This is a genomic window from Pseudoclavibacter sp. JAI123 (assembly GCF_013409665.1).
Classification (GTDB): domain Bacteria; phylum Actinomycetota; class Actinomycetes; order Actinomycetales; family Microbacteriaceae; genus Pseudoclavibacter.
This window is the reverse complement of sequence record NZ_JACCCM010000001.1, coordinates 2,118,745-2,133,693: the sequence shown is the minus strand read 5'-3', so window position 1 is coordinate 2,133,693 and position 14,949 is coordinate 2,118,745. Positions and strand designations below refer to the sequence as shown.

Below are 14,949 nucleotides of genomic sequence, written 5' to 3'. Positions count from 1 at the left end.
CTCCCGCAGACGAAACCTCCAACGTTGCAGTGTTCGCGTCGCCTTTCCCCTCGCTGCTGTCCCCTGGAGGCATCTTCGTGTCGCAAAAAATCACCGGTCTGTACCGTCCCGAGCTCGAGAAGAGCGACTGTGGCGTCGGCTTCATCACGCGGAAGGACGGCGTCCAGCACCACGACGTCATCCGGCTCGGCAACGAGGCGCTCTGCGCGATCCCGCACCGCGGAGGGATGTCAGCTGAGGGTGTCGGGGACGGCGCCGGCGTCAACGTCGACCTGTCGGTGGAGTTCTTCAGTGCGCTTGTCGGCCGACAGCTCACGGCCGGCCTCTTCGGGGTCGGCAACTTCTTCATGCCGAGCGACGAGGCACAGCTCGAGGCCGCTCACGAGCTCATCTCCGGCACGCTGCGGGCCAACGGCATCGAGCCCGTGCTCGTGCGCGACGTTCCCGTCGACCCCTCCGTCGCGCGCCCGGCCGCGGCGCACTACCAGCTCCCCATCGTGCAGTGGGTGTTCGAGGCCGCGGAAGGATGGAGCCGAGCCGAGATGGATGCGGCGGCGAACGCCGCACTCCTCGACATCGAGGGCGTCGCGTACGCGGACCCCGCGCTCCAGGGCCTCTACCCCCTCTCGCTGAGCGCGCGCACGCAGACCCTCAAAGGGCGCCTCAACTCGAACGAGGTCATCCCCTACTTCACCGACCTGCTCGACGAGCGCCAGTCGGTGCGCACGCTGTTCTTCCACACGCGTTTCTCGACCAACACGGAACCGCACCCGAGCATGGCGCAGCCGTTCCGCATGCTCGCGCACAACGGCGAGCTCAACACCGACCGCAAGAACCGCCTCTCTGAGAACGCCCTCGCGACCGCCCGCGGTCGCGTCATCGTGCATCCGCCCGGCCAGTCGGACAGCAGCCGGTTCGACCAGACCCTCCAGAGCCGTGTCTTCGACGACGGGCTCGAGCTCGTCGAGGCCGTCGTCTCGACCATGCCGCCGGCGTGGGAGAACGACCGCACGCTGACCCCCGAGGTGCGCGACATGCTCGAGTTCTTCTCCCTGTACGAGGAGAAGAACGACGGTCCGGCCGCCCTTGTCTTCAGCAACGGCGACATCATCGGCACCCGGCTCGACCGCCTCGGCCTGCGGCCGCTGCGTACCGTCGAGACGGACGACTACCTCGTCGTGAGCTCCGAGGCGGGACAGATCCAGTTCGCGCCGGGCACGATCATCCGCCGCGGCCGCATCGAGGCTGGCGGGATGCTGTACTTCGATCACCGTCAGGGACGCAGCTACCGCACGAGAGAGGCGCTCGAGCAGCTCGCCAGGCGCCGCGACTACAGCGCGGAGCTCGAAGCGGCCAGAGTCAACATCGAGGACATCGAGCTGCCCGAGATCACCCGAGGCAGCTCCACGCTCGGCTACGACGGCGACCTCTCCCCCGCCGGCAGGTACGTTGCGTACTCGCTCAACCAGGAGAGCTTCAAGTTCATGATGGACCCGATGCTCGCGAACGGCACCGAGCGCATCTCCGCGATGGGCTACGGCAATGCGATCAACGCGCTCTCCGACCAGGAGGGCGGCCTCGCGAAGTACTTCTCGCAGCGGTTCGCGCAGGTCACCAACCCGCCGCTCGACAGCATCCGCGAAGCCGACGGGATGACGCTCCGCGTGGCGCTCGGCGCGAAGCCGGACGGCGGCAACCGCACGAGGCAGATCGTCGTGCCGTCCCCGATCCTCAGCCACCTCAACATGGTCGCCCTGCGGGAGCAGCGCCTCGCGCCGCTCGAGCGCTTCGAGATCCTCTACGCCCCCGTGCAGGGTGACGCCGCGGCCAACGCGGCATCACTGCGCGACGCGGTCGAGCGGGTCTGCGACGCCGTGGCCGAGTTCGCGCGCACGCAGGGCGGCATCGCGGTCCTCACTGATCGCAACGTGTCCAGGGAGGCGGCAGCCATCCCGCTCATCCTGGTGATCGCGGCCGTGAACCAGCGGCTGATCCGCGAAGGGCTCAGGCTCCGGGTCTCGATCATCGCCGAGAGCGGCCAGCTGCCGTCCTCGCACCACATCGCGTCGGCGCTGGGCTTCGGCGCGGCCGCCGTCTACCCGCTCTGCGTGCGGCTGCGCGCGGAGGAGCGCTACCCGAGCGGCGCCGCATCCGTCGACACGATCACCGAGACGGACCTCGCGGTCGCGCGCTTCGCGAAGGCTGCGGAGAAGTCGCTCATGAAGACGATGGGTCGCGTCGGCCTCTGCACGGTCGAGAGCTACATCGGTGGCGAGTTCTTCGAACCCAACTACCTCGACACGAAGGACCCCGTGCTCGCCGGCTACTTCCCGCACCTCGCGGCGCCCGTCGGCGGGGTGCGCTTCGAGCGCATCGCCCTCGCGGTCGCCGAGTGGCACGAGCGGGCCGTCGCCGTCGCCGACGAGAAGCAGATCCCGCTCCTCGGACTCTTCAAGGAGCGCCAGGAAGGTGCAGGCCATTCCTTCGGGACCACGGCCGTTCGCGGGTTCATCGACATGACAGAGGAGCCGCGCGTCCTCGAGTCGCCGGGGGCTGCTGAGGCGACGGAACCGGGCGAGGCGGCCGCCGAGCCGCACCCGGGCCACGACTCGCTGCGCCTCCTCACGCTCGGCCAGCTCGGCGACGCCTTCGGGCTCGACGACACGGCCTACACGTACAACGGATACGGGGCGCTCACCCCCGAGCAGATCGACGCGTTCGAGATCACCCCCGGCTACCGCGACTTCGTCACCAACACGATCCAGGAGCGCACGCGCCGACCATCCGCGCTGCGCGATGTCCTCTCGCTGCCCGCCGACGTGCGCCTCGCGTCGACCCCCTCCGAGTTCGCGCGCGAGCTCAGTCGGTTCTCACTCGACGGGAACAGCGACGTCCGCGTGCGCGGCCTCGAGATCGAGCGCGTCGAGAACGAGCGCTACCTGCTCACCCTGACGGGTCCCCTCGACGACGAAGCCGCGCGCTACGACGCGCTCGCGCAGGTCCTCACCGCACTCGATGGCGAGGCCATCGTCGAGACCACGGCGACGGATGCAGGACTCGAGGTCCGCGTGGTCCCCGGCATCTCCAGCGTTCTGAGCCTGCTGAGGACGGCTCCGGACAGCATCTCGCTCGACGAAGTGCAGCCGGCGCACGAGATCGCCCGCACGCTCGCCTCCGGCGCCATGAGCCACGGGGCGCTCGTCGCCACGGCGCACGAGTCGGTCGCGCACGGCACGAACATGGTCGGCGGCATGTCGAACTGCGGTGAGGGTGGCGAGCACATCACCCGCTACAACACGATCCGCGGCTCGCGCATCAAGCAGTTCGCCTCCGGACGCTTCGGCATCTGGGCCGGCTACCTCGCCGACCCGATGCTGCAAGAGCTGGAGATCAAGATCGGCCAGGGCGCGAAGCCCGGCGAGGGCGGGCAGCTGCCTGCCCCCAAGGTCACGGTCGACATCGCCGCGGCCCGCGGCGGCACCCCTGGCGTCGAGCTCGTCTCCCCGCCCCCGCACCACGACACGTACTCGATCGAGGACCTCGCCCAGCTCATCCACGACTGCAAGGCGGCGAGAGTTCGCGTCGTCGTCAAGCTCGTCTCGTCGGAGGGCATCGGCACGATCGCCGTGGGCGTCGCGAAGGCGGGTGCCGACGTCATCAACGTGGCGGGCAACACGGGCGGCACGGGGGCTGCGGCCGTCACGAGCCTCAAGTACGCGGGCCGCTCGGCCGAGATCGGCGTCGCCGAGGTGCACCAGGCGCTCCTCGCGAACGGACTCCGGCAGAAGGTCGTGCTGCGCTGCTCGGGCGCCCACCAGATGGCGAGCGACGTCGTGACCTCGGCGCTCCTCGGCGGGGACAGCTTCGAGTTCGGCACGACGGCGCTCATGATGCTCGGCTGCGTCATGGCCAAGAACTGCAACATCAAGTGCCCGGCCGGGCTGACGACGAACCCGGAGGTGTTCGACGGCGACCCGCGCGCGCTCGCGCAGTACCTGCTCAACATCTCCCACGAGGTGCGCGAGATCCTCGCCTCCCTCGGCCTTCGTTCGCTCGGCGAGGCGCGTGGTCGCGGCGACCTGCTGCAGCTCCTCGCGCACCCCGCGAGCGTCGGCGACCTGGATGTGCGCGACATGCTCGCGAAGGTGCCGGAGAAGATCGTCGCCGACCCCATCTCCCTCGAGAAGGACTTCAGCATCGACGACTCGCTCGTCGAGCAGATCCGGGCCGCGCTCATCGAGCGCGCTGAGCCCGCAGTTCTCATCGACGGCGTCGAGATGGGCAACCGCTTCAAGTCCGTCGGTGGGCAGCTGTCCATCGACATCGAGCGGATGCTCAACTACGAGCTCGACGCCGAGACCGTTGCAGGTCTTCCCTCGGTCGTCGAGGACGAGCGCGGCAGGCGCTCCCTCGTCGACGGCAGCGTGACCGTCACGACCCAGGGGTCGGCGGGCCAGTCGTACGGCGCGTTCGGCAACGACGGCATGCGCCTCGTGCACACCGGAACCGCGAATGACGGCGTCGGCAAGAGCCAGGGCGGCGGCACCATCGTCATCCTCTCCCCCGGTGGAGGGGGCTCGCAGCCCGGCGAGAACGTGCTCATCGGCAACTTCGCCCTCTTCGGCGCGACCGGCGGACGCACGTTCGTGCAAGGCGAGGCGGGTGACCGCTTCGCGGTGCGCAACTCGGGGGCCACGGCGGTCGTCGAGGGCATCGGCGACTTCGGGTGCGAGTACATGACCAACGGAGCAGTGCTCAACCTCGGGAGCGCCGGCAAGGGCCTCGGCAACGGGATGAGCGGCGGCTTCGTCTACCAGTACGACGCGGACGGGTCGACGCGCGACAACGTGAGTGCCGATTCGCTGCTGGTGTTCCCCATCACCGACACGAGCCACGGGGACTTCCACGAGGCAGCCGTCAAGCTCCTGCTGCACTGGCACGTCGACGCGACCGGGTCTCCGCTCGCCGAGCGGATCCTCAGCGACTGGGAGGCGGAGCGCAGCAAGTTCTTCTGCGGCATGCCGCGCGCGCTGCTCCTCTACCAGGACGCAGACGAGATCCTCGCGGCCAAGGGGCGCAAGGAGCTCCTCGACGAGCTCTCGACGTCGATCGCGACCCAGCGCATCCGCCTCTTCAAGGAGGCCTACCGAGGCGCTCACCCGGTCATCGGCGGGCGCACGCCGAGTGGGTCCGAAGCTGACCGCGACGACCGGTTCGCGCTGCTCGCCTCCTACGCCGTGCTGAACATCTCGCAAGGCATCGCGCTCACGCGCGTTCCGGACGCAAGCGGACCCGACGACCCTCGCGTGGTGGATGCGGTGCGGAAGCTGATCCTCACCGAGGACTTCTTCGTCATGCAGCGCGTCAACAAGTACCTGCGTGGGGAACTCGAGCGCTTCGAGGACGCCGCGCTTGCAGCGCTCATCGCCGCCAAGCGCCTCGAGGACTACAAGGACGCGCTCCGTCTGCGGAACGTTCGCAGCATCGACGCGCCGGGAACGACGGGATGGATCATGCATCAGAACGTGAAGAACCGCCGCCTGCTCGAGTCGGTGGGCACCGACGAGATCCTGGCGACCGCGGCGCTGGTCGACATCGCCCGCGACCTCGTCGTCACGGAGAAGCGGCAGCAGCCTTCGGCTGCCATGGCGGGTCTCGCGGCAACCGCCGGAGGTCTCGCATGAGCGCGCCGTTCATCCCGGTCGACGCCCCGTTCACCAGGGAGCAGCAGGCCTGGCTCTCCGGGTTCATGGCGGGCCTGGCTGCGATCCCGACGGCCGACAAGGAGGTGCAGGCGGCGACGCTCACCCTCGAGATCCTGATCGGCACGCAGACCGGCAACTGCGAGTTCGTGGCCGAGGACCTTGCGGCCGCCGCCCGCGGCGCGGGTCTCGCCGCGACGCTCGCCCCGCTGGATTCGGTCTCGCCCGAGGCGCTCGGTGGGGAACGCAACATCGTCGTCGTCACGTCCACGTACGGCGAGGGCGAGATGCCGGACAACGCGGAGCTGTTCTGGGAGGAGCTCTCCGCCGACGGTGCGCCGCGCCTCGAGTCTGCGAAGTTCGCGGTCCTGGCGCTCGGCGACAGCAGCTACGACGACTACTGCCAGGCGGGCAAGCTCATCGACACGCGCCTCGAGCAGCTCGGCGCCACTCGGGTGGTGCAGCGTGTCGACTGCGACGTCGACTACGAGGACTCCGCCGCCGCGTGGATCGCCGAGGTCGTCGAGCACTTCGCTGCGCTGCAGCCGAACACGGCAGCCCCGGCGCCCGCCGCCGCGGCCACCCCTGCCCGCGTGCGCTCTCCCTGGAACAAGAAGACCCCGTACCCGTCGCGGCTCGCCGTGAACCGCGTGCTCTCCGGGCCGCGGAGCTCGAAGGAGATCCGCCACTACGAGTTCGAGCTCGGCGACAGCGGCATCACGTATGCGGCGGGCGACGCCCTCGCGGTCGTCCCGGTCAACGCGCCGGCACTCGTCGACGAGCTGCTCGGACACCTCGGATTCTCGGGAGACGAGGCGCTCGAGAACGGGTCGAGCCTGCGCACGGCGTTCGAACGTGAGCTCGACATCACGGCGCCGTCGAAGGACCTGCTCGCGGAGCTCTCGGCGCGCGAGCCAAGCGGCGCCGTCGCGGAGCTCGTGCAGCGCGGCGACAAGGCGCAGCTCGACAGCTGGCTGTGGGGGAAGGACACGCTCGACGTCCTCAAGGCCGCACAGGGCGTGGCGTTTGGTGCGGACGAGTTCGCGGCGCTGCTGCGCCCGATGCAGCACCGTGCGTACTCGATCTCGTCGAGCCCCCTGGCCAGCCCGGACCGCATCCACCTCACCGTCGCCTCCGTCCGCTACGGAAGCGAGGCCCGCCGGTACGGCGGCGTCTGCTCGACGTTCCTCGCCGACCGTGTGGGTGAGGCCGACCCGGTGCACCTGTTCCTGCAGCCGAACGCTGCGTTCCGCGTGCCCGAGGACGATGACGCGCCCATGATCATGGTCGGCCCTGGCACGGGCATCGCGCCGTTCCGTGGCTTCCTGCACGAGCGCGAGGCGCGGGGCGCCTCCGGGCGCAACTGGCTGCTGTTCGGTGACCAGCATCGGGAGAGCGACTTCATCTACGAGGACGAGCTGACGGGGCTCAGCGAACGGGGTGTCCTCGACCGCCTCGACCTCGCGTTCTCGCGCGACCAGGCCGAGAAGATCTACGTGCAGTCGCGGATGCTCGAGCACAGTGCAGAGCTGTACGCGTGGCTCGAGGAGGGTGGCCACTTCTACGTGTGCGGCGACGCTTCGCGCATGGCGAGGGACGTCGATGATGCGCTGCATGCCGTGGTCGCGCGTGAGCGCGGAGTGACGGCTGAGGTGGCTGCCGAGTACGTCGGCGCCCTTAAGCGTCAGAAGCGCTACGTGAGGGACGTGTATTGACTCATGCGGCGGTTCGGTCGTGCTTGCCGATGACGTCCCGGGTCCGCACGGCCGCACCTCCAGGCTGGAGATGTCCGACGTGCGAGCGCAGTGCGTGGCCGTGGTGACGCGGCTCGAGCTCGTCGGCGCCGAAACGCACCGCGCATGGGAGCAGATGATGGAGTCGCTGCCCGCCACATGAGCCGCGGCTGCTTGGTTGCTGGTGGGTGGTTTCAGGGTCTTCGGTTGATTGCTGGGCGTGCGGTTTGGACGCTGCTGGTGGTGTTGCTGCGGCGGCGGGCGGTTCTGCGTGGGGCGTGGTGGCCGAGGGCGGGGACGACGTGCCAGCGTCCGCTGCCGCTGCCGCGTCCTCTGCCGCTGCTGCTGCTGCTGTTGCGTCCGTTGTTGCCGTTGGTGAGGACGAGCCGTCCGCGGTGGACTTCGTGGTGGTGGAAGGAGCACAGCAGGATGCCGTGTTTCGCGTCGGTGGGTCCGCCTTCGCTCCAGGGCTGTGCGTGGTGCACTTCGCACCAGCGCACGGGTGCGCTGCATCCGGGCGCCCGGCATTGCCGGTCGCGGATCGCGATGGCTCGGCGTTGGGCGGTGGTGAAGAGTCGTTGCTTGCGGCCGAGGTCGAGGATCTCCCCGGTGCTGCTGCGGGTCGCGACGCGGATGAAACCGTCGCACAGCAGCTGCGCGGCGACGCTCGGCGGGACCGGCTCCCCGGTGCGCTCGAGGTGCGGGACGTCCTCGGGACGGGTCGCGGTGCCGGCGATGCCGGCCTTGGTGGTCACGATGATGACGGTGGGCGCTTCGCCGCCGGTTCGGGGCGCGTCTGGGGATTCGGCGTAGGCGCGGACGAGCATCGTGAGCGCGTCGATGCGCTGCTGCTCGATGGAGCGCGGGTCCATCAGCGGGACCTCGACGTTGTCGTTGTCGTTGTCGCGGTGCGCGTTGTCGTCGTCCAGCGGGAGCTTGTTGGCGCCGAGGGCCGGGGCGAGTGGTTCGCCGCACTCGGACGCGGCCGGGAACTCCACCCTGCGCCGCGGTGAGAGCAGCGCGTCGAACACCGACAGCAGCTGCTCGCCTTGCTCGGGTGTCGCGACGAACTTCCCGGTGACCGCGCCGTCGCTGCGGCGGGAGATCCACAGCCCGCGCTCTTCCGCGATCTTGTCGGCCCGCGGCTCGTCACCGTCCGGGTCGAGGTAGGACACCCACGTCGCGGCCTGCACCTCCAGCACCTTCGGTACGGCTGGTTGTTCGTCTTCCGGGTTCACCCCGCACGCCGACGCGACCAGCTCCATTTCGGCCCGCTCGAGCTCGTCGACGCCCACGCGGTTCCCGGTGTGATCCAGGCCCTTCGTGATCGCCGACGCCTGCGCGATCGACATGACCGCCGACCCGACCGCCTTCGATACGGCCGGATACCTCGCCGGGATCGGCTCGCCCGTGACGCTCATCCGCTCCCGCGTCGCCGCCGCGACCCGCACCAGCGTGCTCGCCTCGAACGGCCGCACCGCAAGCACCTGCTCCACCATCGCCGTCAGGTGCCGAAACCCCGACTTCCGCGCCACCGACTCCGCCCGCGGCGACTCGTCCTCCCGCCGCAGCAACTCGCCCGCGACCTCCACCAACGCCGCATCCACCACGCGCCGACGAGCCGCCAGCTCCCGCAACGCGACCACGATCTCCGCATCCGGAAACCCCGCCAACGGACACTTGGCCTCGAGCAGCGCATCAACCACCGCCGTCTCCACTGACGACTCCACTGACGACTCGCGATACGCCTCCTGCTCGAACTGCGATGCCACGATAACCTCCCCCAAGATCACCACCAGCCTAGCACTGGACCGCACCAGAAACCAGTGGTTGACCAGGGATTGTGGAAAAACTCAGAACCTGTGTTCGACGCCGAACCGATCACCTGTCAACCCCTGGTCAGCGCAGTATCTCGACGCACCCCCTGCCCCTGACTTCAGTGAACGTGTTCATTGAACCCGTTCACTATAGGCTCGGTCCATGTCGAGCACACGCGCGGAGATCAAGAGGCACACTCAGACCCGCGTGCTCGACGCCGCCGAACAGATCTTTCAGGAGGAAGGGTTCGCTGGAGCCAGCATCCGCGGTATCGCCAAGTCAGCGGGCGTCAGTGCTGGAACCGTCATATCGGTCGGCGACAAGAACGCGCTGCTCGTCCGGGTCTTCGATCGCCTCATCGAAGCTGAGCACGACCGGCATGCAGCAGGCGCGATCGTCGAGTGGGAGACGACTCGACCAGGGTCGGCCCCTCGCATCGAATCGCGCTTCGCGGGCAGCAGCACCTGTTCAGGCCGCCTGGTCGCTCTGGCCTCCCCATTTGTCGCCGTCTTCATTCGGAATGACGACCTCGCGCGCGTCTACGCGTCGATCCTCGTCTCCGGTGGTCACTCGTCGAGCCTCTTCTCAGAGCTCGCGGCGCGACTTACCGAGGAGTTCCGCACCGCGATCTCGGTGCGGGGCTGCACTCCGCGCGCAGAAGCCGCCCAGAAGGCCGGCGCGCTGTACTTCGCATTCCTGGGCCTGCTCTTCACGGCGTCGGCCCGCCGCACCGCCGACCCCGCTGATCTCTCCGCGGATCTGCACCGCGCGTTCGCCGCGATCTGCACCTGCAAGGAGAAAGAGTGATACTTCTCCCAGACCCGTGGTGGCCAACTCTCGCGCTCGCTGTCGTGCTCGCCGCCGACGCCGTGATGTCGCTCAAACCGCCCGAGTTCATCCGGGACTGCCTCGACGGCGTGCGCTTCCCGCGTGACTGGTGATGGACGCTCATCGTCATCAAGCTGACTGCCGCGGCCGGTCTCGTGGTGCTGGTGGTCTCGCTCTAGTTGTCGGCGGAAGGGGTCGCCGGGCAGAGGATGCTGCTCGGCTGGTTCGCGCCGACACCACGGCGCACCTGATGCTCCGAATAGGGGTGCCCGCACTCGCGACAGGCGGACGGTGCGCGCACGGGGTCGGTGCGCGCAACTCCCCCGGTGCCCACCTGGGCGGGGCCCATGAATGGGAAGAGGGCCTGGTTGATTCGGTTCCACCAGCCCGGCTGACCCTTGTAGGGGTTCGGGAGTCTGTCGTTCGGCATGTTGTTAGTGTACTAACTATTCGTGGACTCGGTTGCTTCGGCTAGTCTTGACTCGTGGATCTCCTCGCGCTCGACAAGCAACTGTGCTTCGCCCTCGCCGCTGCGAGCAGGAGCGTAATCTCGCTGTACCGCCCCATCCTCGAGCCCCTCGGTCTCACCCACCCCCAGTACCTCGTGATGCTGGGCCTCTGGGAGGACGACGGGCAGACGCTCGGTCAGCTCGCCCGAGCGCTGCATCTCGAACCGGCGACCCTGAGTCCGCTCGTGAAGCGGCTTGAGGCGTCGGGACTCATCACGCGGAACCGCAGGCCAGCGGACGAGCGCGCCGTCGAGATCCGGCTCACGGACGCGGGGCGCGGCCTCAGGCGGAAGGCTGAGGAAGTCCCAGTCAAGGTCGTTGCCGAGCTCGGCTGGAGCATTCCAGAACTCGAGGCGCTCAAGGACACGCTCACGCAGCTGCTGGCCGACTCCACGTCCGCACGGAGCGACCGCGGCGGAGATGGTCGCGACGAGAGCTGACGCCCACCTGCGGGGCCGAGCTCCCGAGCCGGCCGCGCTCAGCGGCTAGGCCATGTTCGCGCGCCAGTACTGGGGCGCGACGAGTCCTTCCTGGCCGTCCCCCAACGCGACTGCGGCATGGACAGGCCAGTTCGGGTTCGCGAGTGCCGCACGGCCGATCGTGATCCCGTCGGCGTCACCGGCCACGAGGATCGCCTCAGCATGGCGCGCATCCGTGATCTGGCCGACCGCCGTCACGAACGTGCCCTCTCGTGGCAGCGCCGCGCGCACGGCGCGCGCCAGTGTCACCTGGTACCCGGGGCCGACCGGCCCGGTAAACGCGCCGATGCCACCACTCGACAGGTCGAACACGGTGACGCCGAGTTCGTGCACGCGCTTGGCGAGCTCGACGGTCTCGTCGATGGTCCAACCGCCTTCGACCCAGTCCTCACCCGAGAAGCGGATCGCGAGCGGCTTCTCGGCAGGCCAGTTGCGTCGCACCTCGCTCACGACCTCGAGGGCGAAGCGGATGCGGTTGTCGAACGATCCGCCGTACTCGTCGCTCCGCTGGTTCGAGCGCGGTGACAGGAACTCGTGCACCAGGTATCCGTGGGCTGCGTGGATCTGCAGCGCGTCGAAACCGGCCGCATCCGCCCGACGGGCCGCGATGCCCCAAGCGCTCACGATCTCGGCGATCTCTTCGACGCTCAGCGCGACCGGGGGCTCAAGGCCGAGTGCATCGTTGCTCGACGGTGCTTCCGCCGTCCACCCACCCTCGTCAGCAGGAACCCGGCCGCGCACCGTCTCGGGCAGCGCAGGATACGTGGACGCCTTCCCGCCGGCGTGCGCGAGCTGGATGCCGGCCGCCGCGCCCTGCGCATGAATGAACTCCACGATCGGGCGCCACGCCTCGGTGTGCTCGTCGCTCCAGATGCCCGCGTCCTCTGGGGAGATGCGTCCCTCTGGGACGATCGCGGTCGCCTCCGTCCAGACCAGCCCGAAGCCACCGCTGGCCCGCGCGCCGAGGTGCACCAGCTGCCAGGCGGTCGGCAGGCCGTCGCGTTCCGTCACGGAGTACTGGCACATGGGAGCGAGGAACGTGGCGTTGCGCAGCGGCAGGCCGTCGCCATCGATGCTCGGGAGGGTGATCGGCGACAGGAGGCGGCTCATACTGACCTTTCGGGTGCGGCGGCGCTGGGTACATGCAGTCCAACAGTCCGCGAGCCTGCGTTGTTCCCTGCTCCGGTCAGTCCAGGTATCCCTTGAGCCAGGTGGTCATCGCGTCGAACGCCTTCGCTCGGACGGGTGGCGCCGAGAGGAGCACGTCGTGGAGTGCGCCATCCAGACGGCGAACGGTCACGGTGTCACCCAGATTGAGGGTGCGTCTCGCGATGTCGTCGACGCGCAGCACGGAGTCCGTCCGCCTCATCGCCTCGTGCCAGATCGGGGACAGCGTGCTGCGCGCCGAGAGCATCGTCAGGACCGGCGCCTTGATGTCGAGACCGACGGCGACGGCCGCATGGCCCGCGAGGATGGCGTTGAGCCAGCCAGCCCGCACGGTGAAGCTCGGCGTCGGCCGCCAGCGCTCGTTGAACTCCCACTCTCCCCCGAGGCTCTTCTTCACTGCCCTCGTGTAGAAGCCGAAATCGATGTTGTTGAACGTGTCCGTCGGGCGGAGCTGGGCCGCGAGTGTCATGAGCGGCATGAGGGCCGTGCGAACCGCGGCGCGCGTCTGCAGCTCCAGCCAAGGACTGTTCAGGATGAGCGCGCTGGCTCGCCCAGGGTGTCTGTCGGCCCACAGGCTCAGCGTCAGACCGCCAGTGGAGTGGCCGATGAGAATGAGCGGATGGCGACCGCGGCGATGCCCGCCCGGCCCATGCCCCATGATCTCCAGCGCGCGGTCCAGCTCCTCGTCGTAGGTGGCGAGATCGGTGACGAACCCGGGTGTCTGGTGGTCGCGGAGGCTGCGACCGTACTTGCGGAGATCGAGGGCGAAGAACCGCGCTCCCTCCCCCGCCCAGTAGTGCGCGTGATGCTTCTGGAAGAAGTAGTCGGACCAGCCGTGCACGTAGAGCACGTCGGCGCCCCGGGCGGGACCGCGTGCGAAGCGGTCAGCTCTCGGCCCGCGGACGAGCGTGGCGAGCACCTCGCCCTCCTGGTCTGGCTTGAGGGGAAGGTCGAGCGCGGCGAAGCCAGCGCCGAGGACGTCGGGACGCCACGACGTCGCGGCGGCGAGCGAGTCCATCGGGTCCGTGTCGACGGATCCCTGCAGCGGACTCATATCGTCTGTTCCGTCTCGGACTTTACCATGGTGAAACGATACCCGTCGCACCGGGTGCGGCGTGGGCGCGCGAAGGCGAGCGCGCGCCGGGGATGCACAGAGGCCGGACAGCATGTCGGTGCTGTCCGGCCTCCGCGTTGCCGATCTGGCTCAGCGCGTGTGCTTGCCCTCGTACGCGGGCACGACGCGGTCGTCGTCGACGCCCACGCGGTGCACCCGGAGGTCGTTGGTGGTGCCGGCGCGTCCCGGCGGCATGCCGGCCACGACCACGACGACGTCGCCCGCCTGGGCGAGGCCGTTCTCCATGAGGTACTTGTCGACCTGCCCGATCATCTCGTCCGTGTGCGTGACGCGGTCGACGATCGCTGCCGTGACGCCCCAGTAGAGGTTCATGCGACGAGCGATGTGGGGTGACGGGGTGAACCCGAGCACGGGGATCTCGGTGCGCAGGCGCGCCATGCGGCGCACGGAGTCACCGGACTCCGTGAACACGCAGTAGTACTTCGCCTTGAGGAACTCGCCCACTTCCGACGCGGCGAGGGTGATCGCGCCGCCCTGCGTGAAGGGCTTCGTGCCGAGCGGCGGGATGCGGTCGAGGCCGTGCGTCTCGGTCGACTCGATGATGCGCGCCATGGTGCGCACCGCCTCGATCGGGAACGCACCGACGCTCGTCTCACCGGACAGCATGAGCGCGTCGGCGCCGTCGAGGACGGCGTTCGCGCAGTCGGAGGCCTCCGCGCGGGTGGGGCGCGGGTTCTCGATCATCGTCTCGAGCATCTGCGTCGCGACGATGACGGGCTTCGCCCAGCGGCGAGCCTGCTGGATCGCGTTCTTCTGCACGATCGGGACCTGCTCGAGCGGCAGCTCGACGCCGAGGTCGCCGCGGGCGACCATGATGCCGTCGAACGCGTCGACGATCTCGTTGAGGTTCTCGACAGCCTGCGGCTTCTCGATCTTCGCGATCACGGGAAGGCGGATGCCCTCCTCGTCCATGATCGCGTGCACGCGGTTGATGTCCTCGGCCGAGCGCACGAAGGAGAGCGCGATGATGTCGGCGCCGATGCGCAGACCCCAGCGCAGGTCGTCCTCGTCCTTCTCGGACAGGGCTGGCACGTTCACGGCGACGCCGGGCAGGTTGATGCCCTTGTTGTTCGAGACCTTGCCTGGCACCTCGACGCGGGTCGTGACGGTCACCCCGTCGGTCTCGACGACGCGCACGAGCACCTTGCCGTCATCGATGAGGAGCGGGTCGCCCGGCTTCACGTCGGTGGGCAGGCCCTTGTAGGTCGTGCCGACGAGCTCCTTCGTGCCCGGCACATCCTGGGACGTGATCTTGAAGATGTCCCCGACCGCGAGGTCGTGGGGGCCGTTCTCGAACTTCTCGAGACGGATCTTCGGACCCTGCAGATCGACCAGGATCGCAACGGGAACGCCGAGCTCCTCCGCCGCATCCCGCACCAGCTTGTAGTTGTCGGTGTGGACGGTGTGGTCACCGTGGCTGAGGTTGAAGCGCGTGACATTGACGCCAGCGGCGATGAGGGCGCGGATCCCTTCAGGGGTGTTGACGGCTGGTCCGAGGGTGGCGACGATCTTCGCTCTACGGCTCATGCATATCTCCGGTTCGTCGAGACTGAGGTGCGCCCTGCGGCGCGTGGTGGC

General features: G+C 68.9%; 10 protein-coding genes. 5 read left to right on the top strand and 5 right to left on the bottom strand.

Annotated elements, in window-relative coordinates:
- Positions 1-77 precede the first annotated feature (77 nt).
- On the top strand, positions 78-5,684 hold the full coding sequence (locus HDC34_RS10005; RefSeq protein WP_308807302.1) for a glutamate synthase-related protein: 5,607 nt from the start codon (positions 78-80) through the stop codon (positions 5,682-5,684).
- The gene (locus HDC34_RS10000; RefSeq protein WP_179556748.1) at positions 5,681-7,417 is read left to right on the top strand and encodes a sulfite reductase flavoprotein subunit alpha; all 1,737 of its coding nucleotides are present in this window, start codon (positions 5,681-5,683) and stop codon (positions 7,415-7,417) included. The genes HDC34_RS10005 and HDC34_RS10000 overlap by 4 nt, the downstream gene beginning before the upstream one ends.
- Positions 7,418-7,629: 212 nt before the next feature.
- Here the strand turns inward: HDC34_RS10000 and HDC34_RS09995 are convergent, their stop codons facing one another.
- A complete protein-coding gene (locus HDC34_RS09995) occupies positions 7,630-9,207 on the bottom strand; it encodes an HNH endonuclease signature motif containing protein (protein WP_179556747.1) in 1,578 nt (525 codons plus the stop codon).
- A gap of 208 nt (positions 9,208-9,415) precedes the next feature.
- Here HDC34_RS09995 and HDC34_RS09990 point away from each other — a divergent pair, with 208 nt between their 5' ends.
- Positions 9,416-10,060: a TetR/AcrR family transcriptional regulator gene (locus HDC34_RS09990; protein WP_179556746.1), complete on the top strand. Its 645-nt coding sequence runs from the start codon at positions 9,416-9,418 to the stop codon at positions 10,058-10,060.
- Complete coding sequence (locus tag HDC34_RS09985) at positions 10,057-10,194, top strand: hypothetical protein (protein ID WP_179556745.1); 138 nt, start codon at positions 10,057-10,059, stop codon at positions 10,192-10,194. Before HDC34_RS09990 ends, HDC34_RS09985 begins: the two co-directional genes overlap by 4 nt.
- Before the next feature lie 62 nt (positions 10,195-10,256).
- Here the strand turns inward: HDC34_RS09985 and HDC34_RS09980 are convergent, their stop codons facing one another.
- Positions 10,257-10,511 (bottom strand): hypothetical protein, encoded by a 255-nt coding sequence (locus HDC34_RS09980; RefSeq protein ID WP_179556744.1) that lies wholly within the window; start codon positions 10,509-10,511, stop codon positions 10,257-10,259.
- A 54-nt stretch (positions 10,512-10,565) separates the two neighbouring features.
- Here HDC34_RS09980 and HDC34_RS09975 point away from each other — a divergent pair, with 54 nt between their 5' ends.
- Positions 10,566-11,030 (top strand): MarR family winged helix-turn-helix transcriptional regulator, encoded by a 465-nt coding sequence (locus HDC34_RS09975; RefSeq protein WP_104311936.1) that lies wholly within the window; start codon positions 10,566-10,568, stop codon positions 11,028-11,030.
- Positions 11,031-11,075: 45 nt separating this feature from the next.
- On the opposite strand, the gene HDC34_RS09970 is transcribed toward HDC34_RS09975, so the two are convergent.
- The 3 genes from HDC34_RS09970 to pyk form a co-directional block, all read right to left on the bottom strand.
- On the bottom strand, positions 11,076-12,179 hold the full coding sequence (locus HDC34_RS09970; protein ID WP_179556743.1) for an NADH:flavin oxidoreductase/NADH oxidase: 1,104 nt from the start codon (positions 12,177-12,179) through the stop codon (positions 11,076-11,078).
- Positions 12,180-12,255: 76 nt separating this feature from the next.
- Positions 12,256-13,290: an alpha/beta hydrolase gene (locus tag HDC34_RS09965; protein ID WP_257023103.1), complete on the bottom strand. Its 1,035-nt coding sequence runs from the start codon at positions 13,288-13,290 to the stop codon at positions 12,256-12,258.
- 150 nt (positions 13,291-13,440) lie between these two features.
- Positions 13,441-14,898, bottom strand: a complete 1,458-nt coding sequence (pyk, locus tag HDC34_RS09960; protein ID WP_104311938.1) for a pyruvate kinase — start codon at positions 14,896-14,898, stop codon at positions 13,441-13,443.
- Positions 14,899-14,949 lie beyond the last annotated feature (51 nt).